This is a genomic window from Thermomonas flagellata (assembly GCF_022419185.1).
GTDB lineage: Bacteria > Pseudomonadota > Gammaproteobacteria > Xanthomonadales > Xanthomonadaceae > Thermomonas > Thermomonas flagellata.
This window is the reverse complement of the sequence record NZ_JAJOZK010000006.1, coordinates 81,958-106,819: the sequence shown is the minus strand read 5'-3', so window position 1 is coordinate 106,819 and position 24,862 is coordinate 81,958. Positions and strand designations below refer to the sequence as shown.

23 protein-coding genes and 1 riboswitch are annotated in these 24,862 nt (G+C 72.6%); of the genes, 13 read left to right on the top strand and 10 right to left on the bottom strand.

The features are described 5' to 3' along the window. The first annotated feature begins 183 nt into the window (after positions 1–183). Entirely contained in the window at positions 184–867 is a 684-nt protein-coding gene (locus ML340_RS07400) for a response regulator transcription factor (protein WP_240098244.1), read from the top strand. Beyond that, positions 854–2,215 carry a sensor histidine kinase gene (locus ML340_RS07395; protein ID WP_240098242.1) on the top strand — a complete coding sequence of 454 codons (1,362 nt, stop codon included), beginning with the start codon at positions 854–856 and terminating at the stop codon, positions 2,213–2,215. Before ML340_RS07400 ends, ML340_RS07395 begins: the two co-directional genes overlap by 14 nt. On the opposite strand, the gene ML340_RS07390 is transcribed toward ML340_RS07395, so the two are convergent. From ML340_RS07390 to metF, 3 genes are all read right to left on the bottom strand, one after another. Beyond that, positions 2,185–3,102 (bottom strand): branched-chain amino acid transaminase, encoded by a 918-nt coding sequence (locus ML340_RS07390; RefSeq protein ID WP_240098240.1) that lies wholly within the window; start codon positions 3,100–3,102, stop codon positions 2,185–2,187. The genes ML340_RS07395 and ML340_RS07390 overlap by 31 nt on opposite strands. Before the next feature lie 72 nt (positions 3,103–3,174). Continuing rightward, a complete protein-coding gene (locus tag ML340_RS07385) occupies positions 3,175–3,759 on the bottom strand; it encodes a hypothetical protein (protein ID WP_240098238.1) in 585 nt (194 codons plus the stop codon). A 45-nt stretch (positions 3,760–3,804) separates the two neighbouring features. Further along, a complete protein-coding gene (gene metF, locus ML340_RS07380; RefSeq protein ID WP_240098372.1) occupies positions 3,805–4,629 on the bottom strand; it encodes a methylenetetrahydrofolate reductase [NAD(P)H] in 825 nt (274 codons plus the stop codon). Between the two features lie 166 nt (positions 4,630–4,795). Here metF and ML340_RS07375 point away from each other — a divergent pair, with 166 nt between their 5' ends. Continuing rightward, positions 4,796–5,314, top strand: coding sequence for a VIT1/CCC1 transporter family protein (locus tag ML340_RS07375; RefSeq protein ID WP_275672660.1), 519 nt, complete (start codon positions 4,796–4,798; stop codon positions 5,312–5,314). 64 nt (positions 5,315–5,378) lie between these two features. Here ML340_RS07375 and ahcY read toward each other — a convergent pair whose 3' ends face one another. Beyond that, a complete protein-coding gene (gene ahcY / locus ML340_RS07370; RefSeq protein ID WP_240098236.1) occupies positions 5,379–6,824 on the bottom strand; it encodes an adenosylhomocysteinase in 1,446 nt (481 codons plus the stop codon). Positions 6,825–6,852: 28 nt separating this feature from the next. Next, a riboswitch (S-adenosyl-L-homocysteine riboswitch) is annotated at positions 6,853–6,922 on the bottom strand. A 144-nt stretch (positions 6,923–7,066) separates the two neighbouring features. Beyond that, positions 7,067–8,284, bottom strand: coding sequence for a methionine adenosyltransferase (metK, locus tag ML340_RS07365; protein WP_240098234.1), 1,218 nt, complete (start codon positions 8,282–8,284; stop codon positions 7,067–7,069). 192 nt (positions 8,285–8,476) lie between these two features. Here metK and olsF point away from each other — a divergent pair, with 192 nt between their 5' ends. Continuing rightward, complete coding sequence (olsF, locus tag ML340_RS07360; RefSeq protein WP_240098232.1) at positions 8,477–10,198, top strand: bifunctional ornithine lipid synthase OlsF; 1,722 nt, start codon at positions 8,477–8,479, stop codon at positions 10,196–10,198. Further along, a complete protein-coding gene (locus ML340_RS07355) occupies positions 10,195–11,001 on the top strand; it encodes a UDP-2,3-diacylglucosamine diphosphatase (RefSeq protein ID WP_240098230.1) in 807 nt (268 codons plus the stop codon). The genes olsF and ML340_RS07355 overlap by 4 nt, the downstream gene beginning before the upstream one ends. A 15-nt stretch (positions 11,002–11,016) precedes the next feature. On the opposite strand, the gene dusB is transcribed toward ML340_RS07355, so the two are convergent. The 5 genes from dusB to ML340_RS07330 form a co-directional block, all read right to left on the bottom strand. Then, complete coding sequence (gene dusB / locus ML340_RS07350; protein WP_240098370.1) at positions 11,017–12,015, bottom strand: tRNA dihydrouridine synthase DusB; 999 nt, start codon at positions 12,013–12,015, stop codon at positions 11,017–11,019. A gap of 12 nt (positions 12,016–12,027) precedes the next feature. After that, positions 12,028–12,969, bottom strand: coding sequence for a PfkB family carbohydrate kinase (locus ML340_RS07345; protein ID WP_240098228.1), 942 nt, complete (start codon positions 12,967–12,969; stop codon positions 12,028–12,030). 3 nt (positions 12,970–12,972) lie between these two features. Then, positions 12,973–14,268 carry a NupC/NupG family nucleoside CNT transporter gene (locus ML340_RS07340; RefSeq protein WP_240098227.1) on the bottom strand — a complete coding sequence of 432 codons (1,296 nt, stop codon included), beginning with the start codon at positions 14,266–14,268 and terminating at the stop codon, positions 12,973–12,975. Between the two features lie 80 nt (positions 14,269–14,348). Next, entirely contained in the window at positions 14,349–15,482 is a 1,134-nt protein-coding gene (locus ML340_RS11935; RefSeq protein WP_338064420.1) for a GGDEF domain-containing protein, read from the bottom strand. Between the two features lie 48 nt (positions 15,483–15,530). Further along, entirely contained in the window at positions 15,531–16,094 is a 564-nt protein-coding gene (locus ML340_RS07330) for a TMEM165/GDT1 family protein (protein WP_240098225.1), read from the bottom strand. A 587-nt stretch (positions 16,095–16,681) separates the two neighbouring features. Here ML340_RS07330 and ML340_RS07325 point away from each other — a divergent pair. From ML340_RS07325 to ML340_RS07290, 8 genes are all read left to right on the top strand, one after another. After that, positions 16,682–17,344, top strand: coding sequence for a hypothetical protein (locus ML340_RS07325; protein ID WP_240098223.1), 663 nt, complete (start codon positions 16,682–16,684; stop codon positions 17,342–17,344). Between the two features lie 14 nt (positions 17,345–17,358). After that, positions 17,359–18,585: an HlyD family secretion protein gene (locus ML340_RS07320; RefSeq protein WP_240098221.1), complete on the top strand. Its 1,227-nt coding sequence runs from the start codon at positions 17,359–17,361 to the stop codon at positions 18,583–18,585. Continuing rightward, positions 18,582–19,283, top strand: coding sequence for an ABC transporter ATP-binding protein (locus ML340_RS07315; RefSeq protein ID WP_240098219.1), 702 nt, complete (start codon positions 18,582–18,584; stop codon positions 19,281–19,283). The genes ML340_RS07320 and ML340_RS07315 overlap by 4 nt, the downstream gene beginning before the upstream one ends. After that, positions 19,255–21,804, top strand: a complete 2,550-nt coding sequence (locus ML340_RS07310; RefSeq protein ID WP_240098217.1) for a hypothetical protein — start codon at positions 19,255–19,257, stop codon at positions 21,802–21,804. Before ML340_RS07315 ends, ML340_RS07310 begins: the two co-directional genes overlap by 29 nt. A 62-nt stretch (positions 21,805–21,866) precedes the next feature. Next, positions 21,867–22,847 carry an aldo/keto reductase gene (locus ML340_RS07305; RefSeq protein WP_240098215.1) on the top strand — a complete coding sequence of 327 codons (981 nt, stop codon included), beginning with the start codon at positions 21,867–21,869 and terminating at the stop codon, positions 22,845–22,847. Positions 22,848–22,901: 54 nt separating this feature from the next. After that, on the top strand, positions 22,902–23,093 hold the full coding sequence (hemP, locus tag ML340_RS07300) for a hemin uptake protein HemP (RefSeq protein WP_240098213.1): 192 nt from the start codon (positions 22,902–22,904) through the stop codon (positions 23,091–23,093). Between the two features lie 109 nt (positions 23,094–23,202). Continuing rightward, positions 23,203–23,880, top strand: coding sequence for a Hemin transport protein (locus ML340_RS07295; protein ID WP_240098211.1), 678 nt, complete (start codon positions 23,203–23,205; stop codon positions 23,878–23,880). After that, the gene (locus tag ML340_RS07290; RefSeq protein WP_240098209.1) at positions 23,867–24,850 is read left to right on the top strand and encodes a DUF6607 family protein; all 984 of its coding nucleotides are present in this window, start codon (positions 23,867–23,869) and stop codon (positions 24,848–24,850) included. The genes ML340_RS07295 and ML340_RS07290 overlap by 14 nt, the downstream gene beginning before the upstream one ends. Positions 24,851–24,862: the final 12 nt, after the last annotated feature.

Genomic DNA, 24,862 nt, shown 5'->3' with positions numbered 1-24,862 from the left:
CATCCTTCCGATGGTGTTAGGCCCGGGCGCGCAGGCGCCCGGGCCTTTGTTTGTCGGCCCGTGCGCCACGGCCCGCGCACAGGCGCGCGGGCATGTCGCCGCCGCCCGGCGCTGTGCCAGAATCGGGGGCATCCCGCGCGGGCGGGCCTCGCGGCCCGGCCGGGCCGCCTGCAAGGACCGACCATGCGCATCCTGGTGATCGAAGACAACGCCGACATCGCCGCCAACCTCGGCGACTACCTCGAGGACCGCGGCCATACCGTAGACTTCGCCGCGGACGGGGTGACCGGGCTGCACCTGGCGGTGGTCAACGATTTCGACGCGATCGTGCTCGACCTCAACCTGCCGGGCATGGACGGGCTGGAGGTCTGCCGCAAGCTGCGCAACGAGGCGCGCAAGCAGACCCCGGTGCTGATGCTGACCGCGCGCGACTCGCTCGAGAACAAGCTGTCCGGCTTCGATTCCGGGGCCGACGACTACCTGATCAAGCCGTTCGCGCTGCAGGAAGTGGACGTGCGCCTGCAGGCGCTGGCGCGGCGCGCGCGCGGGCCGCAGGCGCGGGTGCTCACCGTCGGCGAGCTGGAATACAACCTCGACACCCTGGAGGTGCGCCGCGAGGGCCGCCTGCTGCAGCTGAACCCCACCGCGCTGAAGATCCTGCAGGCGCTGATGGAGGCCTCCCCGGCGGTGGTCACCCGCCAGGACCTGGAGACCCGGGTGTGGGGCGAGGAGCTGCCCGACTCCGACTCGCTGCGGGTGCACATCCACGGCCTGCGCGCGGCGGTCGACAAGCCGTTCGCCAAGCCGATGATCCAGACCCGGCACGGCATCGGCTACCGGATCGCGCCGCCCGATGCCGACGGCTGAGGCACCCGCGGCGCGGCGCCCGGCGCGCGTCCGCCGCCGCCTGCGCACCCGCATCATCCTGTCGTTCGCGGTGTTCGGGCTGGCGCTGACCGCGCTGATCGCCGCCACCACCGTGTACCTGCGCAACCGGGTCGAGAACCAGGTCCTCGGCGCCGCGCTGGAGAAGAACAACAACGCCTTCGCCGAGGGCTTCTACCTGAACCCGAACGCGGTCGGCATCCCGTTCGAGAAGATCCAGGGCCGCCAGTTCAGCACCCGCAAGCTGGACCGGGTGCCGCCGGAGTGGCGCGACTTGCCCAACGGCGTGCACGAGATCAGCATGCGCGACCCGGTCACCCACCAGACCCGCGCCTACAAGCTGGCGGTGCGCAAGGATCCGGACTACTGGTTCTTCCTGGCCTACGACATCGCCGAGGAGCGCGAGAGCCAGCGCCAGCTGGTGCATGCGCTGATCGCCAGCGTCGGCGTGTTCACCCTGCTGTCGCTGCTGATCGGCTGGTGGTCGGCGTCGCGGGTGATGAGCCCGGTGACCGAACTGGCGCAGCGCCTGCGCCGCTCCGGCGCCAGCTCGGCGCCGGCGCCGCTGGCCCCGCATTTCGCCGACGACGAGGTGGGCGAGCTGGCGCGCGCCCTGGACGACTATGCCGCGCGCCTGACCGAGGTCGTGCAGCGCGACCGCGAGTTCAACGCCGACGTCAGCCACGAGCTGCGCACCCCGCTGGCGGTGATCCGCGGCGCGGTCGAGCTGCTGCTGGCCAAGCCCGACCTCGACGAGCGCACCCGCGTGCGCCTGCTGCGCATCCAGCGCGCCGAGCAGCAGTGCAGCGACCTGATCGGCGCGCTGCTGCTGCTGTCGCGCAACGAGCGCGGGGTCGGCCAGTGCGACGCGGCCAAGGTCGCCCAGCAGCTGCTCGACAGCCACCGCGCGCAGCTCGGCAGCAAGCCGCTGGAACTGCGCCTGGAGGGGCGGCCGAGCCTGCCGGTGGAGGTGCCGGAACCGGTGCTGGCGGTCGCGCTCGGCAACCTGATCGGCAACGCGGTCAAGTACACCCCCAGCGGCGCGGTGGTGGTGCGGGTGCTGGACGCCGCGGTGGAGGTGGTCGATTCCGGCCCGGGCCTGAGCGCCGAGGACGCCGCGCGCCTGTTCGAGCGCGGCTACCGCGGCACCCATGCCGGGCTTTCCCAGGGCGGCGGCATCGGCCTGTCGATCGTGCGCCGCCTCTGCGCGCTGTACGGCTGGGACGTGCAGGTGCGGCCGGGCGCGGAGAAGGGCGTGGTCGCCACCCTGCGCTTCGCGCCCGGGCGCGCTGCCCAGGCTCAGGCGTCGACCGGTTCCAGCCAGCCGTAGCGGTCCGGCGTGCGGCCGTCGAACAGTCCGAAGAACAGCGCCTGCATGCGCCGGGTGAGCGGGCCGGCCTTGCCGTCGCCGATCTGGCGGCCGTCCACCGAGCGGATCGGGGTGATCTCCGCCGCGGTGCCGCACATGAACAGCTCGTCGCACAGATAGAGGTATTCGCGCGGCAGGTCGCGCTCCACCACCGGGATGCCGGCGTCGCGGGCGAGCGTGATCAGGCTGTGGCGGGTGATGCCGTTGAGCAGCGCGGCGCTGACTGGCGGGGTGTGCAGCGCGCCGTCGAACACCAGGAACAGGTTCTCGCCGGCGCCCTCGCTGAGCAGGCCGCTGGCGGCCAGTGCGATGCCCTCGCCAAACCCGAGCCGGCGCGCCTCGCGCGCGACCAAGCTGCCGGAGAGGTAGTTGCCGCCGGCCTTGGCACCGGCCGGGATGGTGTTCGGCGCGAACCGCTGCCAGCTCGATACGCAGGCGTCGATGCCGGTCTCGAGCACGCCCTCGCCGAGGTACTTGCCCATTTTCCAGCTGGCCACCGCCACGTCCACCGGGGTGTCGGCCGACAGCCCCAGCCCGCCGAGGCCGCGGAACGCGACCGGGCGCAGGTAGTCGGTGGCGTAGCCGTTGGCGCGGATCACCTCGCGGCAGGCCGCGTTGATCTGCTCCAGCGAGTAGGGGATCGCGATCTCGTGGATCTTGGCGGAGGCGAACAGGCGCCGGTTGTGGTCGCTCAGGCGGAAGATCGCCGGGCCGCGCGCGGTGTCGTAGCAGCGGATGCCCTCGAACACCGAGGAGCCGTAGTGCAGGGCGTGCGCCATCACGTGGGTAGTCGCCTCGGCCCAGGGCTTGATCGCGCCGTTGTGCCAGATCCAGTCGGGGTAGTGCATGCCGCCGCTCCGCGTCGCTGCCGAAAGCGCCCATTGTGCCGCAAGCGTGGCGGCGTGCCTTGTTCGCGCAGGTCAGAGGCGGATCCACCAGCAGCCGTAGCGGCGGCTGAGGCCGAACAGCACCCGGCTCGGGGTGTGGCCGTCGGCCAGGGTCTGCTCCACCTGCAACCCGCGCAGGCGCGGGGGCGGCGGCGGTGCGGCCGGCGCGGGGGCGCCCGATTCGGCGGCCGGCGCCGGCAGCGGCGCGTCCGCGGGCGGTACGGCGTAGGCCGGCTGCACGTCCACCAGCGGCCGCGCGGCGATCGCCTGCAGCCGCTCCATCAGCCGGTAGCCGTCGGCGGTGCGCATCCCGCTCCAGTCGTACCAGGCGGCGAGGCGGTTGGCATCCCCCGCCTGCAGCGCCTCCTGCACCGCATAGGCCAGGTCCTCCACGCTGCGTGCGCAGGTCGGGCGCACGCCGGTGGCCGCATCGCCGCCGCGCGGCGGCGCCGGCGGCAGGCGCTCGCGCGCGCCGATCGCCTCGCAGGCGCGGTCGGTATAGACCTCGGTGCCGTCGGCCTGCACGCAGCGGCGGACCTGGGCCGAGGCCGGCCACGCCCATGGCAGCGCGAGGACGGCCAGCAGCATGGCGGGCAGGAAGCGTGGGAGCGGGCGCATCCGCGCAAGCTTACGCGCCGGCGCGCGCGCGGACTGCGGCGGCGGTCACTGCAGGCGCGCCAGCACCGCCAGGGTCGGCCGGGCCAGGTTCAGCGTATAGAAATGCAGGGCGGGCGCGCCGCCGTCGAGCAGGCGCCGGCACAGCGCGGCGACCAGGTCGGCGGCGAACGCACGCACCGCGTCGGCGTCGTCGCCGAACGCGCGCATGCGGCGGTCGATCCAGCGCGGGATCTCGGCCCCGCAGGCCTCCGAGAACCGGCGCAGCTGCGCGTAGTTGGAGATCGGCATGATCCCCGGCACGATCGGGATCTCCACCCCCAGCCGGCGCACGTCCTCGACGAAGCGGAAGTAGGCGTCGGCGTTGTAGAAGTACTGGGTGATGGCGCCGTCCGCGCCGGCCTCGACCTTGGCCTTGAAGTGGCGCAGGTCGGCCAGCGCGTCCTCGGCCTGCGGATGGAACTCCGGGTAGGCGGCGACCTCGACGTGGAAGTGCGCGCCATGCTCGGCGCGGATCAGCGCCACCAGTTCGCTGGCGTGGCGCAGGTCGCCGCTGCGCGCCATGCCGGAGGGCAGATCGCCGCGCAGCGCCACCACCCGGTCGCAGCCGAGCGCGCGGTACAGCTTGAGCAACGCGCGCAGCTCCTCGCGGCTGCCGCCGACGCAGCTGATGTGCGGCACCGCGGGGACCCCGTGGGTGTGGCGCAGGCGCTGCACGGTCTCCGGGGTGTGGCTGAGGGTGGAGCCTCCGGCGCCGAAGGTGACCGACATGAACTGCGCGCCCCACGGCGCCAGCCGCGCCACGGTACGGTCGAGCTGCGCGCGCTGCTCCTCGGTCTTGGGCGGATAGAACTCGAACGAGATGGGCAGCATGGCGTGGACGCTGGCGGGGATGGCGGGACTATATCGCTTCATGCGGATGCAATCTGCGCCGGGGAGGCAGGGCGAGCGGCGGGCGGTAGTGGGGGCGGGATGACCCTGCCGATGGGTTCACGCATGATGGGGTTCCATCGCCACCTGCGCCGAGCGCGTTGCCCGCATGACTTCGCCTTCGCCCCCGACCGCCCCCGATCCCGACGCCGAGCTGCAGCAGCGGCGCAGCTTCGTCCTCAGCGTGGTGCAGCCGGGGCTGGAAGGCCTGATGGACGGCTCGATCTCGTCGCTGGCCCCGCTGTTCGCGGCGGCGCTGGCCACCCACGACAGCCGCACCACCTTCCTGGTCGGGCTGGCGACCGCGGTCGGCGCCGGCATCAGCATGGCGTTCTCAGAAGGCCTGTCGGACGACGGCAAGCTCAGCGGGCGCGGCGATCCCTGGCTGCGCGGGGCGGTGTGCGGCGGCATGACCTTCCTCGGCGCGATTGGCCACACCCTGCCGTTCCTGCTGCCGTCCTTCACCACCGCGCTGGTGCTGGCGGTCGCGGTGGTGGTGGTGGAGCTGCTGGTGATCGCCTGGATCCGCCACCGCTACATGGACACCCCGCTCGGCTCGGCCGCGGTGCAGGTGATCGTGGGCGGGGTGATCGTGTTCGTCGCCGGGCTGGTGATCGGCAGTTCCTGACCCGCCACGCGAACGGGCGCCGCGCGGCACCCGTTCCCGTGTCCGCCGCCGGTGCGGGTCAGGATCAGTAGCGGTAGTGCGCCGGCTTGAACGGGCCGTCCTGCGGCACGCCGAGGTACTCCGCCTGCGACTTGCTCAGCCGGGTCAGCTTGACCCCGATCTTCTCCAGGTGCAGGCGCGCCACTTCCTCGTCCAGCTTCTTCGGCAGGATGTAGACCTTGGGGTCGTAGAACTCGCGGTTGGCCCACAGGTCGATCTGCGCCAGGGTCTGGTTGCTGAAGCTGTTGCTCATCACGAAGCTGGGATGCCCGGTGGCGCAGCCGAGGTTGACCAGGCGGCCTTCGGCCAGCAGGAAGATGCTGTGGCCGTCGGCGAAGGTGTACTTGTCCACCTGCGGCTTGATGTTGGTCTTCACCGCGCCGCTGGCGTTGAGGCGGTCGACCTGGATCTCGTTGTCGAAGTGGCCGATGTTGCAGACGATGGCCTGGTCCTTCATCGCCTGCATGTGCTCGAGGGTGATGATGTCGCGGTTGCCGGTGCAGGTGACGTAGATGTCGGCGGTGCCGAGGGTGTCCTCGACGGTCTTCACCTCGAAGCCCTCCATCGCCGCCTGCAGCGCACAGATCGGGTCGATCTCGGTGACGATCACGCGGCAGCCGTAGGCGCGCAGCGAGTGGGCGCTGCCCTTGCCGACGTCGCCATAGCCGCACACCACCGCCACCTTGCCGGCCAGCATCACGTCCATCGCGCGCTTCAGGCCGTCGGCCAGCGACTCGCGGCAGCCGTACAGGTTGTCGAACTTGCTCTTGGTGACCGAGTCGTTGACGTTGATCGCCGGCACCAGCAGCTTGCCGGCCTCGGCCAGCTGGTACAGGCGGTGCACGCCGGTGGTGGTCTCCTCGGACACGCCCTTCCAGTCCTTCACCACCCGCGTCCAGTAGCCGGGGCGCTCCTTGGCGACGCGCTTGAGCAGGTCCTTGATCACCTGCTCCTCGTGGCTGGTGGAGGGCGCGTTCACCCAGCGCTCGTCGCCCTGCTCCAGCTCGTAGCCCTTGTGGATCAGCAGGGTGACGTCGCCGCCGTCGTCCACCACCAGCTGCGGGCCGCCCAGGGTGCCGTCGGGCAGGGGGAAGGTCAGCGCGGCCAGGGTGCAGTCCCAGTATTCCTCCAGGGTCTCGCCCTTCCAGGCGAACACCGGGGTGCCGGACGCGGCGATCGCGGCGGCGGCGTGGTCCTGGGTGCTGAAGATGTTGCAGGAGGCCCAGCGCACGTCGGCGCCGAGGTCCTTCAGGGTCTCGATCAGCACCGCGGTCTGGATGGTCATGTGCAGCGAGCCGGTCACGCGCACGCCCTTGAGCGGCTGCTGCGGCGCGTACTTGGCGCGGATCGCCATCAGGCCGGGCATCTCGTGCTCGGCGATCTCGATTTCCTTGCGGCCCCAGTCGGCCAGCGAGATGTCGGCCACCTTGTAGTCGGCGGCGGCGGGGAGGGGCTGGATCTGTGCGTTCATGGCAGTGCTCCGTGAGTGCGGTGGAATGCGGTCACGGGCGCCGTTGTTCGATGCCGAGCCTGGTCGTGGTGGCCACGATCGCAGCGCCCCTCGGCGAATGGCGGAATTATACCGCTGCGGCCGGCAGCTTCTGCCGACGATGCCGCTGCGGCGGCGGTGGACGGTGCGCGCAAGCCGGTGCGCTTGCGCGAACGGGCCGCATCGCTGCGGCCCGTCCGGGTGTTGCCTGCCGCCGTCGCGGCTTACTTGACCTTGACCGCGCGCCGCAGTTCCTCGGCCTTGTCGGTCTTCTCCCACGAGAACGCGGTGGCGGTCTGCGGGTTGCCGTGGCCGTCGGTGTAGCTGACCTGCTTCGGCTTGCGCCCGAAGTGGCCGTAGCTGGCGGTCTCGCGGTAGATCGGATGCAGCAGGTCGAGCATCTGGATGATGCCGTACGGGCGCAGGTCGAAGTGGGCGCGGATCAGCTTCTCGATCAGCGCATCGTCGACCTTGCCGGTGCCGAAGGTGGTGACCGCGATCGAGGTCGGTTCGGCCACGCCGATGGCGTAGCTCACCTGCACCTCGCACTTGTCGGCCAGGCCGGCGGCGACGATGTTCTTGGCCACGTAGCGCGCGGCGTAGGCGGCCGAGCGGTCGACTTTCGACGGGTCCTTGCCGGAGAACGCGCCGCCGCCATGGCGGGCCATGCCGCCGTAGGTGTCGACGATGATCTTGCGCCCGGTCAGGCCGGCGTCGCCCACCGGGCCGCCGATCTCGAACTTGCCGGTCGGGTTGATGAACACCTTGTTCTTCGGCAGCGCGTCCAGCCACTTCTTCGGCAGCACCGGGCGCAGGATGTGCTCGCGCACGCCCTCCACGATGTCCTTGTGCTTGATGCCCGGGTCGTGCTGGGTCGAGAGCACCACCGCGTCGAGGCCGACGATGTCATGGCCGTCGTAGCGCAGGGTGACCTGGCTCTTGGCGTCCGGGCGCAGCCACGGCAGCGGCGACTTCTTCATCCTCCGCACCTTGGCCTGCTGCTCGACCAGGCGGTGCGCGTAGTAGATCGGGGCCGGCATGAACTCCGGCGCCTCGTTGCAGGCATAGCCGAACATCAGGCCCTGGTCGCCCGCGCCTTGGTCCTCCGGCTTCTTGCGGTCCACGCCCTGGTTGATGTCCGGGGACTGCTTGCCGATCATGTTGATGATCGCGCAGGTGTGCCCGTCGAAGCCGACGCCGCTGTTGTCGTAGCCAATGTGGTTGATGACCTTGCGGGTCAGCTCCTCGATGTCGACCCACGCGCTGGTGGTGATCTCGCCGGCGACGATCGCCGCGCCGGTCTTGACCAGGGTCTCGCAGGCCACGCGGGCGCGGGTGTCCTGGGCCAGGATCGCATCCAGCACCGCGTCCGAGATCTGGTCCGCGATCTTGTCCGGATGGCCTTCGGACACGGATTCGGACGTGAACAGGGTGGTCGCCATCGCGCTATATCCTTGTATTCGGATGAAAAGATGGGCGCGCATGATACAGGCATGCGCGCTCGCGTGCACCCTGCCTGCGGTCGCGTTAAGCAGGGGTTGCCGGCGCTGTCACCGCCGCGCAATCCGCGCGCAACCCGGCTGACGCGCGCCGGGCCCAGCATCGGCAGGCATCCGGGGATTGCCGACCGTCCGATGCTGCAACTGGAACAGCGCCTGCACGCCCGTTTTCCGCACTGGTTCCGCGGCCGCCGTGCGGCCGTGGTCAAGCCGCTGCTGCGCGGCCTGGCGCAATGGTCGCGGCTGGACGAGATCGAGGCGTTCATGGCCGGCAACCGCGGGCTGCGCGGCTTCGACTTCGTGCGCGCGGCGATCCAGCACCTCGGCGCCGGCTACGCGCTGGAGCCGGCCGACTTGGCGCAGATCCCGGCGCACGGGCGCCTGCTGGTGATCGCCAACCACCCCTCCGGCGCGCTCGACGCGCTGGCCCTGCTGGATGCGCTGGCGCAGGTCCGGCGCGACGTGCGGATCGTCGCCAACGACTTTTTGGCCGCGATCGACAACCTCGACGAGCTGCTGCTGCCGATCCGCATCCTCGGCGGCCGCCCGAGCGCGGACAGTGTGCAGGCGATCGAGCGCGCGCTGGCGCGCGAGGAATGCGTGGTCCTGTTCCCGGCCGGCGAGGTGTCGCGCCTGGGCCCGCGCGGGATCCGCGACGGCCGCTGGCGGCGCGGCTTTTTGCGCTTCGCCCGGCGCTGCGACGCACCGGTGCTGCCGGTGCGCATCCAGGCCCGCAACTCGGCGCTGTTCTACGGTGCCTCGGCGCTGTTCAAGCCGGCCGGCACCGCGCTGCTGGCGCGCGAGATGTTCGCCCGCCGCCAGCGCCGGATCGCGCTGTACGTCGGCAGCCCGCGCCGGCTGGCGCCGGCGATCGACGATGCGCGCGCGCTGCGCACCCTGCGCGAGGAGCTGTATGCGCTCGGCAGTGCGCGCAGCCGGCAGGCGCCGCCGCCCGCGCCCGGCCCGCAGGCGCTGGCGCCGCCCGAGGACCCGCGTGCGCTGGCCGACGGCATCGCGCGCCTGCGCCTGCTCGGCGAGACCGCGGACGGCAAGCAGATCCGGGTCGGTCCGCTGGCGCCGGACGCGCCGCTGCTGCGCGAGATCGGGCGCCTGCGCGAGCTGACCTTCCGCGCGGTCGGCGAGGGCACCGGGCGCGCGCGCGACCTCGACGCCTGGGACAGCTGGTACGAGCACATCGTGCTGTGGGATGCGGCGGCCGCGAAGATCGCCGGCGCCTACCGGATCGCGCGCGGCGCGCCGACCCTGGCCGCGCACGGCCTGCGCGGGCTGTACACCGCCAGCCTGTTCGACTACGGCGAGGGCATGCTGGCGCGGATTGCGCAGGGCATGGAACTGGGCCGCAGCTTCGTGGTCCCGGACTACTGGAGCAGCCGCAGCCTGGACTACCTGTGGCAGGGCATCGGCGCCTACCTGCGCGCGCACCCGCAGGTGCGCTACCTGTTCGGCGCGGTCTCGATCAGCGCGGCCCTGCCGCCGGCGGCGCGCGCGCAGATCGTCGCCCACTACGCGCGCTGGCACGGCGGCCCGCCGGGCGAGGCCACCGCGCGCCGGCCGTTCGCCTACGAGGCCGCGCACCCGGACGACGCGGCGCTGGACGCCGACACCGCGTTCCGGGTGCTCAAGGCCAACCTCGAGGCGCTCGGCGCCCAGGTGCCGATGCTGTACAAGCAGTACGTCGAGCTTTGCGAGCCCGGCGGCGCGCGCTTCCTCGCGTTCGGGGTGGACCCGGATTTCAGCGACGCTGTGGACGGCCTGATCGAGGTCGACCTGGCCTGCATGCGCGCGAAGAAGCGCCAGCGCTACCTCGGCGAGGCGCGCGCGGGAGCGCCGGCGTGAGCCCGGCCGCGCTGCCGCCGCTGCGGCGCGCGGTGTTCCTCTCCGACGTGCACCTGGGGTCGCGCCACTGCCACGCCGAGGAGCTGGCCGAGTTCCTCGCGCGCCTGCGCTGCCGGCGCCTGTACCTGGTCGGGGACATCGTGGATTTGTGGTGGCTGGCGCAGCGGCGCGCCAGCTGGGGCGCCGCCCACAACCGCGTGGTCGAGGCGCTGCACGCGCTGCGCCGCGCAGGCACCGAGCTGGTGTACGTGCCCGGCAACCACGACCGCCCGGCGCGGCGCCTGTGCGGCCTGGTCCTGCCGGCGATGCAGGTGCGGCGGCGGGTGGTGCACGTGACCGCCGACGGCCGCCGCCTGCTGGTCACCCACGGCGACGAGTTCGACAACATCACCCACTTCGGCACCCTGCAGGAGAAGTTCGGCGACTGGCTGTACTACCGCATCCTCAGCGGCAACCAGGCGCTCAACCGCCTGCGCCGCCGCGCCGGGCTGCGCTACTGGTCGCTGTCGGAGTTCCTCAAGCGCCAGAGCGGCGCGGCCGAGCGCTACATCGCGCGGTTCGTGCAGGCCGGGCTGGCGGACGCGCGCCGGCGCGGGCTGGATGGCATCGTGTGCGGCCACATCCACCGTCCGGCGCTGATCGAGCGCGACGGGCTGGTGTACGCCAACGACGGCGACTGGGTGGAGAGCCTGAGCGCGCTGGTGGAGGAGGCCGACGGCACCCTGCGCCTGCTCGGCCCGCACGGCGAGGTGCTGGCGGAGCTGCCGCCGCGCCCGCTGCCGGTGCTGGCGCGCGCGGCCTGAGTGGGTGTCGCGGGATCAGGCCACCGCCGGCAGCGCCGGCGGTCGTCCGTCGGCGAGCGCATCGAAGTACGCGGCGGTCAGATGCAGCTGCTCGGCCGCGGTCTGCGCGCGGTTGACCACCGCGCGGAAGGCGGCGTTCTCCGCGCGGTCGCGGGCGTACCAGCCCAGGTGCTTGCGCGCGATGCGCACCCCGGCTTCCTCGCCGTAGAAGGCGTGCAGGGCGCGCAGATGGCCGAGCAGCAGGTCGCGCACCTCGGCCAGCGCGGGCGGCGGCAGCAGGCGGCCGGTGGCGAGGAAGTGCGCGATCTCGCGCAGCAGCCACGGCCGCCCCTGCGCGGCGCGCCCGACCATCACCGCGTCGCAGCCGGTGTGGCGCAGCACCGCCGCGGCCTTGTGCGGGGAATCGATGTCGCCGTTGGCGATCACCGGGATCGCCAGCATCGCCTTCACCGCGGCGATGGTGTCGTACTCCGCGCTGCCGGCGTACAGCTGGTCGCGGGTGCGGCCGTGGATGGCGAGCGCGGCGATGCCGGCGTCCTCGGCGATGCGCGCGATCAGCGGCGCGTTGCGGTGCCCGGCATCCCAGCCGGTGCGGATCTTCAGCGTCACCGGCACGTCCACCGCCGCGACTACCGCGGCGAGGATGCGCGCCACCCGCCCCGGCTCGCGCAGCAGCGCGCTGCCGGCCCAGGCATTGCACACCTTCTTGGCCGGGCAGCCCATGTTGATGTCGATGATCTGCGCGCCGTGGGCCACGTTGTGGCGCGCCGCCGCGGCCAGTTGCTCCGGCTCGGTGCCGGCGATCTGCACGCTGACCGGCGCCGGTTCGCCGGCATGGTCCATGCGGTGGCGCGACTTGGCGGTGTGCCAGAAGCGCGGGTCGGCGGTGGTCATCTCCGAGACCGCCAGCCCCGCGCCGAGCTGCTTGCACAGCAGCCGGAACGGCTTGTCGGTGACGCCCGCCATCGGCGCCAGCACGACCGGCGGGTCGATCCGGTACGGGCCGATCTGCAGCGCCATCGCACTTTAGTCCAGCGCGAGGTGGGGCATCGCCAGCGCCGCCCCGGCGCGCTCGGTGGAGCGGCTGGCATAGCGCACGGCGAAGCGGACCAGGTCCGCGAACGCGGCCTGCGGCCGGCGCGCCAGGCCGGCGGCGAGCGCGCCATTGAGCGCGTCGCCGGCCCCGGTGGTGTCCACCACGTCGGCGGGCGGCGCCGGCACCCGGTAGGCCAGGGCCGCATCGCCGCGCGGCCGCTCCGCGGCATGCGAGACGAACACGCCCTGCGCGCCGAGGGTGACCACCACGCTGCCGCCCGGGTGCAGCCGCCGGCAGTGCGCGTGCAGGGCGGCGTCGGCCAGCCCCGCCACCGCGTCCGCGGCCAGCGCGATCCCGGCGTGGCGCGCCAGCAGCGCGGCGAATTCGGTCTCGTTCGGGGTCAGCACGTCCGCCAGCGCGAGCAGGTCGGCGTCCGTCGGCGCATTCGCTGGCGCCGGGTTGAGCAGGGCCAGCGCGCCGCGTGCGCGGGCCGCGGCGAGCGCGGCGTGCACGGCGGGCGGCGGGGATTCCAGCTGCGCCAGCACGACCGCGGCCGGATGCGCGGCGACCGCGGCGGCGGCCTGCGCCGGGGTGAGCCCGGCGTTGGCGCCGGCCGCCACCACGATGCTGTTGGCGCCGTCGGCGGCAACGAAGATCCCGGCGCTGCCGGTCGGCGCGTCCACCCGCGCCGCGGCCAGGGCGATGCCGTCCTGCGCGCACAGCCGCTGCGCGAGGCGGCCGCCGTCGTCGTCGCCGAGGCAGCAGGCGAATGCGGTCGCCGCGCCGGCGCGGCGCGCCGCGACCGCCTGGTTGAAGCCCTTGCCGCCGGGCCCGCAGGCATAGCTGCCGGCGAGGGTCGCGCCGGGCGCCGGCAGCCTGTCCACCCGCCAGGCGTGGTCGACGTTGAACGAGCCGACGACCAGGACGTCCATCGCTCAGCTGAAATGGGTGAGCACGCCGGCGATGGTGGCGGTCATGAAGGTCGCGATCGAACCGCCCAGCACCGCGCGCAGGCCGAAGCGGGCGAGGTCGTGGCGGCGCTCCGGCGCCAGCCCGCCGATGCCGCCGATCTGGATCGCGATCGAGCTGAAGTTGGCGAAGCCGCACAGGGCGTAGGTCGCGATCAGCGCGCCCTCGCGGCTCAGGTGCACGCCCGGTACCTGGCCGTTCACGATCTGCGACAGCTCGGTGTAGGCCACGAACTCGTTGATCACCACCTTCTGCCCGATCAGCGCGCCGACCGTGGTCGCGTCCTGCCACGGGGTGCCGATCACCCACGCCACCGGCGCCAGCAGGTAGCCGAGCAGGGTGGACAGGTTGGTCGGCTTGCCCAGCAGCGCCTGCAGGCCGGTGACCTCGCCGAGCCAGGTCAGCGGGGCGTTGAGCAGCGCGATCAGGGCGATGAACGCCAGCAGCATGGCGCCGATGTTGAGCGCCAGGCGCAGGCCGTCGGCGGCGCCGGAGGCGGCCGCGTCGATCACGTTGCTGGTGGTCTTCTCGACCTCCATCTTCACCGTGCCGCGGGTGAGCGGGGTGCCGGTCTCCGGGATCAGCAGCTTGGCCACCACCAGGGTCGCCGGCGCGGCCATGATCGAGGCGGCCAGCAGGTGCTTGGCGAAGAACGCCTGCTGCGCCGGGTCGCTGCCGCCGAGCATGCCGACGTAGGCGGCCAGCACGCCGCCGGCGATGTGCGCCATGCCGCCGATCATCATCGTGATCAGCTCCGACTCGGTCATCCGCGGGATGTACGGGCGCACCGTCAGCGGCGCCTCGGTCTGACCGATGAACACGCTGGCGCACACGCTGGTGGTCTCCGCGCCGGACACGTTCATCACCTTGGTGATCGCCCAGGCCATCGCGCGCACCACCGCCTGCATCACCCCCAGGTGGTAGAGCACGCCCATCAGCGCGGAGAAGAAGATGATGGTCGGCAGCACCTGGAAGGCGAAGATGAAGCCGAACTTGCCGGTGTCCAGCAGGCTGCCGAACACGAAGCCGGAGCCCTCGCCGACGAAGCCCAGCACCCGCACGAAGCCCTTGCTCAGCGAGTCGAACACCGCGCGCCCGCCCGGCACCAGCAGCACCAGCGCGGCAAAGCCGACCTGCAGCAGGATGCCGGTGCCGACCAGGCGCCAGTCCACCGCGCGCCGGTTGTTGGAGAACAGCCACGCGATCCCCACCAGCACGGCCAGCCCGAACAGGCCAAACCCGATCCGCCAAATCCCTTCCATCCCGGTCAATCCCCGGCCCGTCGGCCGCTCGAGCGATCAGGCAGGGTAGTCAGCGGCGGCCGGGGCGGCAAGCGGGGCGGTCAGTCGTCGCGCGCCAGGCAGCGGTTGCGCCCGGCGCGCTTGGCCTGGCGCAGGCGCGCATCGGCCCGGCGCAGGAGGCCGGACAGGTCGCTGCCGTCCTGCGGCCAGCAGGCGACCCCGGCGCTGAAGGTCAGCCGGCGCGGCGGCTCGCCGGGCTCGTCCACGAACGGATGCGCAGCGAGCGTGCGGCGCAGGGTCTCCGCGCGCTCCCAGGCGTGCCCGAGCGGGTGCGGCAGCACCACCACGAATTCCTCGCCGCCCAGCCGCGCCAGGATCTCGCCCGGCTGCAACTGCTCGGACAGCACCTGCGCCACGTGGTGCAGGGCGCGGTCGCCGGCCGGATGGCCGGCCTCGTCGTTGACGCGCTTGAAGTAGTCCAGGTCGAGCAGGCAGACCGACAGCGAGGTCGCCTCGCGGCGGGCGTCCTCCAGCAGGCTCTGGAAGCGGTGCACCAGCCAGGTGCGGTTGGGCAGGCCGGTCAGGCCGTCGCTGCCGGACAGGTCCACCAGCCGCTGCATGCGGTACACGATGGCGGCGGTCAGCGCGGTCATCAGCAGCACCAGCACCAGCCGCTGCACCTGGTTGGAGACCGTCACGGTGCCGTACTCCAGCGAGATCCGCTGCTCCGGCGTGGTCAGCTGGAACACCAGCAGCACCAGCAGCAGGTACTGGCCGAAGGCGAGCGCGCCGGCGTACAGGGTCAGGCGGCCGTCGTTGCGCAGCGCGGTCATCGCGATCGACAGTGGGTACAGCACCCACACCACCATGCTGTTGAGCGCGATCGGCGGCGACTGCGTGGCCAGGCCGGCGAGCGCGAGGGTGGTCAGGCTGATGTCGTAGGTGGTGGTCGCCCACGGCAGCCAGCCGTAGCGCCCGCGCCGGCGCGCGAGCGCCAGCCACAGCTGCGAGCAGACGATGGCGACGGTCACCGCGGACAGCCCGGCCAGGCTCTCCCACAGCGCGCCGCCGCCGAGCTGGTTGGCCAGCGGCAGCGCCAGCAGCGCCAGCGACAGCCAGGCCCGGATCTGCGCCACCAGCAGCTCGCCGCCGGCGCCCAGCTCCAGCATCAGGGCGTCCGGGCGCGCCAGCAGGCGCTGGCGGAAGTCGCGGAATCCGGTGGGCAGCTCGAGCACGGCGCGGCGGGTCGGGGGTCGCCGGCAGCATACGGCAAGCCGGCGGGCTCAACCTGCGCCGGCCAGCGCCGCCCACAGCCCGAGCGCGAGGAACACCAGCGCCGCGGCGATCCGCGCCGCCTTCAGCGGCAGGCGCGCGGCGAAGCGGCTGCCGAGCAGCACCACCGGCACGTTCGCCAGCAGCATGCCGGCGGTGGTGCCGGCGACCACCTGCCACAGCGGGTGGTACTTGGCCGCCAGCAGCACGGTCGCGACCTGGGTCTTGTCGCCGATCTCGGCCAGGAAGAAGGCGAGCACGGTGGCCACGAACGCCCCGCGCGCCGGCAGCGGCGCGTCCGCGTCCAGCCGGTCCGGGCGCAGCGTCCACAGCGCGATCGCGATGAAGCTGGCGGCCACGCTCCAGCGCAGCACCTGCGGCGTCAGCCAGTGCGCCGCCAGCGCGCCCAGCCAGCCGGCCAGGGCATGGTTGAGCAGGGTCGCCAGCAGGATGCCGGCGATGATCGGCCACGGCCGGCGGAAGCGCGCCGCCAGCAGCAGCGCCAGCAGCTGGGTCTTGTCGCCGATCTCGGCCAGGGCCACCGCGCCGGTGGACACCCACAACGCATCGAACATCAGGACACTCCGGGCCGGGCGCAATGGCAGGGACGCGAACGCAAACGCCGCGTCGCCCGGCCGGGTGCGCAGCGCCTGCCTTCGGTCTTGCCCGTGCCGGCGGTGCCGGCAGCGCGCGCCATGGCCGGTCGGCCAAGCATGTTGACGCGCGGGCCGCGGCGGCGCCGCGGCGGGCTACTCCCCGGAGGGACTAGCGATAATGATAGCCGTCTCAATTTTGTTGACGCAAACTTGCCCCCCCCCCCTGATCTGTTAATCAAGAGACCGCCGCGAAGGGTTGTATTTGCGCGCGGCACCCTAAAGCCCAATCTCGGAGGTTGACTATGAGAAAGTCACGCGTTAAGAGCTTCTCGGCAATCCTGATGCTTTTGGTGATGGCTGGGCCTGCGATGGCGCAAGGCTTCGCACAGATTCGCGATTCCTGCTTCCGTTGCCGCAGTGGTACTGTGTGTACGCCGACGGAATGTCGTGTTGATACGACTTGCTGGGAAATTCCCTGCCGGTGATAGTTCTGTTCTAAGGCATCATCGTTGAGCAGCGCATCTGATGCGGGTGCGCTGTTTTTTCTATTCATTCATGATAAACGGGTGAAGGCGATGGCCCCTGAAAACAAAGTAACCCGCATGCTGATAGCCATCGCCGTGGTGGCCTTCGTGGGATTGGTGGCGATCGGGCTCTGGCGTCGCTCCGTGCCGGTGTCGAGTGCCCCTGCGGCAACGCCGGCGGTCGTTACGCCGCCGGCAGGGAGCGGCGGCAATGCCGGCAATCCCTTCATGCAGGCCATGCAGCGGGCCGCTGCGCAGGTGGGGCAGCCCGTGCCCGGGGACGTGCAGGTTCGCCTCGCCGCGGGCCAGCCGCCGCGCCCGCTGCGCGAGCTTCTCGCGGATGGCGGCATCGTGATGACCTATGCCGAGCCCTGCCCGCAGTGCGATTCGCTGCTCGCGCTGCGCGCGCGCCTGCAGCAGGAGGGCAAGCTGGCGCAGCCCGATCGCTTCTGGCTGCTGGCCTACCGCCCAGGCGCCGCCTTGCCCGCAGGCGCGGCGAACCTGCCGCGGATCACCCTGGCCGGCGACCGCGAAAGGTATTACGCGGTGGCCGGGGAGCAGGTCATGCCCAGCCTGTGGCGCTATGCGTCGGGCGCGCGTTTGCAGGACTACCTGATCGGCTACGATGGCGGCACCGCGGAACGCTTCCTGCAGGGCGAGCCCGGGGATGCCGGGGACATGCCGCCGGCATCCGCGGCACGTTGAGCGGAGCACCGCGCATGGACCGCCCGCATGGCCAGTCCCCCGCTCGCCTGCGTCCTGCGGCCCTGCGCTGGGGCCTGCCGCTCGGCCTGCTGGCGTTCCTGGGGCTGGGGATCGGAGTATGGCGGCAGCATGCCGCGTTGCCGGACGGCGTGGTACTGGCCACCGTGGTTCGTGGCGATCTGGAGGAGACGGTCGAGGGACAGGGGGAGTTCGTCTCCGACGAGCAGCGCCTGATCACAGCGCCCGTGGCCGGCCGGGTCGAACGGCTGGCGATATCGCCAGGTAGCCGGCTTGCACCGGGTGAGTCGCTGCTGCAGCTGGCGGTGCCTGCGTTGCTCGAGGAGCGTGATCGCGCCCGTCTGGACCTGCAGCGCACCGAATTCGGCAGCGCGCAGCGCCTGGGCGAGAACGCCAAGGCGGTCGAGGCCGCGCGGCTGCGCGAGCGCGAGGCCAGGATCGCCCTCAAGACGGCGCAGGTCGAGCGCGATGCGATGCAGCAACTGCTGGCCGACAAGATCGTCTCGCGCCTGCAGTATGCGCAGGCACAGGCGCGGGTGGACCAGGCCCAGGCCGCGGCGGACGCCGCGCGCCGGCTCGCGGCGATGGAGCAGCAGGCGTTTGCACGCCAGCAGCGCCTGGGCCAGGACGATCTGTCGCTCGCACGCGTCCACCTGCACCAGCTGGACGCCAAGATCGCCGCCGCGGACGTGCGTGCGCCGGCGGCCGGCGTGGTCAAGCGGGTGATGGTCAAGCTGGGTGACAGCGTCTCCGAAGGGGCGCCGCTGCTCGAGATCGGCCCGCTGCTGCCGAACATGGTCAGGGTGATGGTCCCGCAGCGGGCCCTGGACCGGCTGGCGGTCGGCCAGCCGGCGCTGATCCGGATGCCGGATGGCCAGCAGGTGCCGGGGCGCGTAGCCGGGATCGCGCCGGATGCGGTCGAAGGCCTGGTCGCGGTGCGGGTGCGTCCGTTGCGGATGCCTGCGCAGGCGCGCAACGGCCTGGCAGTGCAGGCGGAGATCGTGCTCGGGCGCCTGCGGCAGGTGCTGTTCGTTCCGTCGGATCTGGACCCGCTGGACAGCGGCCCGTCGCGGGTGTTCTGGGAACGCGACGGCCGGCTGCAAACGTTGAAGCTGGCCGGCCTGCGCCGCATCGGCCGCGTCTTGGTGCTGCCGCCGGAGACCCCGATTCGCGCCGGTGACCGCGTTGCGCTGGCACCCGACGAAATGGATCCTGCGCCGTGAATGCCGCTGCGGACGACCCGTCGGTGCTGCTGCGGGCGCGGGGGCTGGCCAAGGCTTACCGCACGGAAACGGTGCTGACCCAGGCCCTGGCCGATGTGGAACTGGTGCTGCGCCAGGGCGAGTTCGTTTCGATCATGGGGGCATCCGGCTCCGGCAAGTCCACCCTGCTGGCGGTGCTCAGCCTGATGGAGCCGGTGGATGCCGGCGAGATTTGGTTGCGCGGGCAACCCTGCCACCGGCTGGACGCACGTGCGCGCGCCGCGCTTCGGCTGCAGGCCATCGGCATGGTGTTCCAGTATTTCCACCTGCTGGCCGACCTCGATGTGTACGACAACATCGCACTGCCGATGCGCTATCTCGGGATGGCCGAGGGCGCCGTCCGCGAGCGGGTCGAGGAGCTGGCCGACGCGCTGGCGATCGGGCACCGGCTGCACCATCTGCCTGCGCAGCTGTCCGGTGGCCAGCAGCAGCGGGTCGCGATCGCACGCGGGCTGGCGAACCGGCCGGCACTGCTGTTGGTGGACGAGCCGACCGGCAATCTCGACAGCGCCAGCAGCGCTCAGGTGCTGGATCTGCTGAGCGCGCAGCATGCCGCCGGCCAGACGCTCTGCCTGGTCACCCACGATCCGGCCTGCGCCGCGCGTGCGCAGCGGCAGCTGCGGATGCGCGATGGGCGCCTGGATGCCCGCGACCCGTGAAACGCGCGGGCGCGCAGGATGGCGCCGGCATCGCCGCCGCACCGCTTGGCGACGCTGGATGCACACGCCGGGGCAGGCGCTGTTGGTCGTGCTGTTGGCCGGCCTCGGCAATGCGGTGCTCGCGCTTGCGCTGGCCTGGCTGCTGATGCTGCACTGGCAGGTCCATGCCTGGCCGCAGGCCGGACAGCTGTGGGCGGTCTGGCTGCATGCGCAGGACGACGCCTCCATGTCTGCCCCGGTGCAGGCATCGGTCGCGGCCCTGCAGCGGCTGCAGGCCCTGCCGCCGGCCGGCGTACGCCTGGCACTCGTGCGGCGGACGTTGCGCCCGGTCGCCGATGGCCGCAGCGCCGAGCCGCAGATGTGGTTGCAGGTCTCGCCGGGCTTCTGGTCGCTGCTGCACCCGCCGTTGCAGACCGGTTCGCCGCCGGCGCCGGACAGCGGCCAGGTCGTGCTGACGGCGCCGTTCGCGCGGGACCGTTGTCCGGCGGCCATGGGTAGCCACTGCCTCCTGCAGATGGAAGGGCGGCCGCTGCGGGTCTCGGGTGTCCTCGCGGCGGACGCGCTCGCGCCTTTGCCGCTGCTGCAGCAGCAGGGCGGGTCCGCCGTGGCCGGCTACGAGACCCGGACCGATCCGTTGGGCGGCCTGCCCCGGCAGGCACGCGTGGAGGCCGTATTGCTGGCGCGCAGCGATCTGCCTCGGCCCCGCCTGCGCGCGCGCCTGCAGCGGCAGGTGGCCGCCCTGGGCATCGAGGTGGATGGGCGTCCGCTGCAGGTCCGGGTGCAGCCGCTGGTGGACTTCGTGCGCGCCGGCCTGGTGCGGCCTGCGCTGGTGCTGGCGATGGTCGCGGCATTCGCCTGGGCGGTGCAGCTGCTGGTGCTGTGGATGCTGCTCATCGCGCGGTTCGGCCAGCATGGACACGAACAGTTCGTGCTTGCGGCGGTGGGTGTTCCGCCGCGCGACGTCACCGCCTACGCGCGCAGTGAAGCGCGGATCGCCGCCGGCCTGGTAGCGGCGGTTTCGCTGCTGGCCGTCCTCGCGCTCCTGGCCTTGCTGGCGCAGGGCGGATGGCTGCCGGCGGCCATGCGGATCGGAACCGCGTTCGTCGCGTTGGCCGCGGCATCGTGGCTGTCGGTGATGTCCCTGTGGGTCATGGGCGGGGCGGCCCGGGCCTCGGTCCGGATCGGTGGCGGTGACGCCGGACTGTGGCGCAATGCGCGCGGCAGCGGGCTGGCGGGTTGGCGCAACCGGTTCCTGCAGGCCTTGCAGGGCTTGCTGTACGTGCTCGCGGCGATCGCCCTGGCCTGGGCCGTGCCCTTCGCGCTGCGGGCATGGGCGGATTGGCAGGCGGCGCGCCAGCTTCGTCCGGCGGACTTGCTGCAGCTGCAGGTGCAATTCCCGCCCGGCCTGCCGGCGGCGGCCGTGCTCGACTCCGCCGATCGTCTGTCGGCGGGCCTCGCGCGCCTGCCGGGGCTGCATCGTTTGGGTGTCGGCAGCCTCGCGCCGCTCGACCTTGCCACGGTGGACGTCGTGCATTACGCCGGGCCCGCCTATGCCGAGGCGAGTGAACTGGTCGGTGGGCGGACGGGCGAGGGCGGCGACTATGTCCTGCGCATCCGCGGCGATGCGGCCGCGCGCAGCCAGCATGTCGATTACACGCTGAGCATCGGCTATGCCGAGCCGGCCTTCCTGCAGCTGCTGCGGTTCCGGCGGCTGCAGGGACATGGGCTGGACGCCATCGCAGGCAGCGAAGCCTTGCTCGATCGCGAAGCCGCCGCGGTGCTGTTCCCCGGGCGCGCCTGGGTGACGGGCCAGCGTGTCCCCGGCCCGGTGGCGGCGGCCGGCGTGCGCGGGTGGCACAACCATCGCGCCGTTGCCGGCGTCGTCGAGATCGCGCGCATGCGGGCGGACGCCCGCGAGCCGCTGGCCTCGACCGCTGTCGCCTTCCTGCCCCTGCGCGAACTGCCGACCCTGGAGGCAGGGCGGCCGCGCACCCTGTATTGGCTGCTGCGCGCGAACCCGACGGCCGCCGCCGCGCGCTCGGCGCCTGCGATCGCCCGCACGATCGCCGCGCTGCCATTGCGGCCACAGGCCTGGCGCTTGGATGCGCTGTCCGATCTGGTGCGGCGACGCCTGCATCAGGCCATTCTCGCCTCGCTCGGCAGCCTGCTTCTAGCACTGCTGATCGGGCTGCAGTTCCTGCTGGCGGTGCTGGCACTGGCGCGGATCGCGCTGCAGGCCCGCCTGCCGATGCTGGCGGTCCACCTGGCCGTCGGTGCCGATCCGGTGCCCTTGGGGCGGCAGGAGACGCTGCACCTGCTGCGCGCCACCCTCTGGTCTGGATTGGGCCTGTCGCTCGCCGTGGCGGCCGGATTCGCGCTGGGCATGCTCGATGGCGGCAGCGTGCTGCGGGTGACGCTCGCCGCCTGCGCACTCGCCCTGCTCTCCGCGGGGATGGTGCACCTGCTGGTGCGCGCCGCGGTCGTGCGGGCACCTGGCGTGCTGCTGCGGGATGCACGCTGAACCAACGGCCACCCGCCTAGAATGCGCGTTGGTCCCGATCACACGTATGCAAGGAGTCCAGCATGCTCTACCGCCGCCTCGGGGCGTCCGGCCTGCCGCTGTCGGTGCTGTCGTTCGGGGCCTGGGCCACCTTCGGGGTGCACGTCGGTCGCGGGGTCGCGCGCGAACTGGTGGCGATGGCCTGGGACCACGGCATCAACTTCTTCGACAACGCGGAGACCTACGCCAACGGCGAGGGCGAGCGGGTGATGGGCGACGTGCTGGCGGACCTGCGCCTGCCGCGCGACGGCTGGTGCGTGTCCAGCAAGGCCTACTTCGGTGCGGTCGATGCCCCGCGCCCGACCCAGCGCGGGCTGTCGCGCAAGCACCTGCGCGATGCCTGCGACGCCGCACTGCGGCGGCTGCGGGTGGACTACCTCGACCTGTACTTCTGCCACCGCCCGGACCCGGAGGTGCCGGTCGAGGAGATCGTCACCACCATGGACCTGCTGGTGCGCCAGGGCAAGGTGCTCTACTGGGGCACCTCCGAGTGGCCGGCCGAACGCATCGCCGAGGCCTGCGCGCTGGCGCGCGCGCACGGGCTGCAGGCGCCGGTCGCGGAGCAGCCGCAGTACAACCTGCTCGAGCGGCGGCGGGTGGAGGCCGAGTACGCGCCGCTGTACGCGCAGTACGGGCTTGGGACCACGATCTTCTCGCCGCTGGCCTCGGGCCTGCTGACCGGCAAGTACAACGCCGGAGTCCCCGCCGACAGCCGGCTCGGGCGCGAGGGCTACACCTGGCTGCAGCGCAACCTGGACGCGGCGCGCCGGCAGGCGCTGCAGCGCTTCGCGGCGGTTGCCGGCGAGCTCGGGGTGGCGCCGGCGCCGCTGGCGATCGCCTGGTGCCTGCGCAATCCGCATGTCTCCAGTGTGCTGCTGGGCGCGTCCACCCCCGAGCAGCTGGCACAGAACCTGCACGCGCTGCAGGTGCATGCGCAGCTCGACGAGGCGGCCTGGGAGCGGGTCGAGGCCTGCTTCGCGCCGCTGTCGGGCGAGGGCGCTTGACTACGTAACGCGAATCATTATCATTTCCTTCGGGTCCCCCGAAGGAGCCTCGTGATGCCCCTCGATGTCCGTCCGACGCCCGCCACGCCCGCGTCCCCCGTGGTCGCGCCCCTGCCGCCGGGCACGCCGCCGGTGCTCGACAGCGACCGCCTGCTGCAGGGGCAGCGCCAGGTCTGGATCCGGCATGCCGGCCAGACCTACCGCCTGTGCCATACCCGCAACGGCAAGCTGATCCTCACCAAGTAAGCCGTAAGCCCACTGCCCGATCCCAGCGCCGCGGCCGCCGCCGCGGTATGCCAGCCAGCGCCGCGCCGGGCGCCAGCGCGCAGCCCTCCGCCCGACCGGAGCCTGCTGCATGCGCCTGCCTGTCCCGCTCCTGATCCCGCCGCACGCGGCCGCCGCCGCGCTCCCCGACCGCGGGCGCGCCGCCGCCGGTCGCGCACAGGCGGTGCCGGCATGCGCACCGATGCCGCATCCGGCGCAACTGGCCGCGCTCGGCGCGCTGCTGTGCCTGTCGCGGCGGGAAGCCGGCGGGGATCTCGACGGCTGGCGCCAGGCCGTGCGCGCCGAATGCCGCTGCGAGCTGGACAGCGACGGCCTGCGCGAATCGCTCGAATTCCACGATGCGCGCGGGGCCTGCTGCTGGCGCCTGTGCCTGCTGCCGGACACCGATTTCCTCGCCTGGGACGAGCTCGCGGCGGGGCTGGCGCCGGCCGCGCCGCGTGCTGCCGGCGAGGGCGTGCGCGAGCGCCTGTGGCGGCGACTGCGCGTGCAACTGCGCGGGCCGCGCTGGCGCGCCTCGGTGCTGCGTTTCCATGTGCGCCGGGATATCGGCGGCGGGACGCTGCTGGCCGCGAGCCAGCCGCCGCTGTCCGCGCTCGGCCTGCAGGTCGCGCAGCGCCTGCTGCGTGGCGAAGGCATCCGCGAGGGGCTGTCGCCGCCACAGGCTGCCCCCGCATTCCCATCGGCATTGCCCGGCGATGCCCCCCCTCCCTCACCCCCTCCAGGAGCCTGCCGTGATGCCTTCCTCTGAGCGCCTGCCCGCCCGGATCCTGCCCGTCCTGTTTGCCGCCCTCGTGTGGCCTGCGGCCTGTGCGCAGCCGCCCGTCGCCTTCGCCGATGCGCCGCCGGAGGCCGACCGCCGCGCCATCCTGGCCATGCAGGGCGAGTACGCGGTCGATTTCGCGTTCGAGGAGACCGCACTGCTGCAGCCCGGGTATACCCGCGCTCCGGCCCAGCATTCGCGCGGCAGCGAATGGGTCACGGTGGTCGAGGACCGGCCCGGCCGGATCGTGCTGCAGCATCTGCTGCTGGATCCGCGCAGCGGGCGGGTGACCAAGCACTGGCGCCAGGACTGGACGTGGCAGGCGGCCTCGCGCTTCGAGTACGTGGGCGATGAGACCTGGCGCGTGCGCGCCTTGCCGGCCGCGGTCACCGCCGGCGCCTGGACCCAGTGCGTGTACGAGGTGGACGACGCGCCGCGCTACTGCGGAACCGGCCGCTGGACGCATGCCGACGGGGTTTCGACCTGGACCAGCGATCCGGTCTGGCGGCCGCTGCCGCGGCGCGAATACACCAAGCGCCACGACTACGACGTGCTGGAGAGCGTCCACCGCCACACCATCGTGCCGGGCGGCTGGACCCACGAGCAGTTCAGCACCAAGCTCGCGCCAGGCAAGGAGGGCGGTCGCCACCCGCTCGTGCGCGAGGTCGGCTTCAACGACTACCGGCGGGTGCAGGGCGTGGACTTCGCGCCGGCGCGCGCCTACTGGGAGGCGACCGCGGGCTACTGGGCGCAGGTGCGCGCACGCTGGGCGCGCGGGCTGGCGCAGCCGCCGGGCGTGCACGTGAGGGCCGGGGTCGACGGCATGCCCCTGATCGAGGCCCTGTTCGCGCAGGCGGCGCAGGCACAGGCCGGCAATCCGCCAACGCCGGCCGCCATCGATGCGGTGTTCGCGCAGTGGGTGGAGCCGGCGCCGCCCGCATCGCCGCCCGCGCGCTGAGGGCCGGGGGCG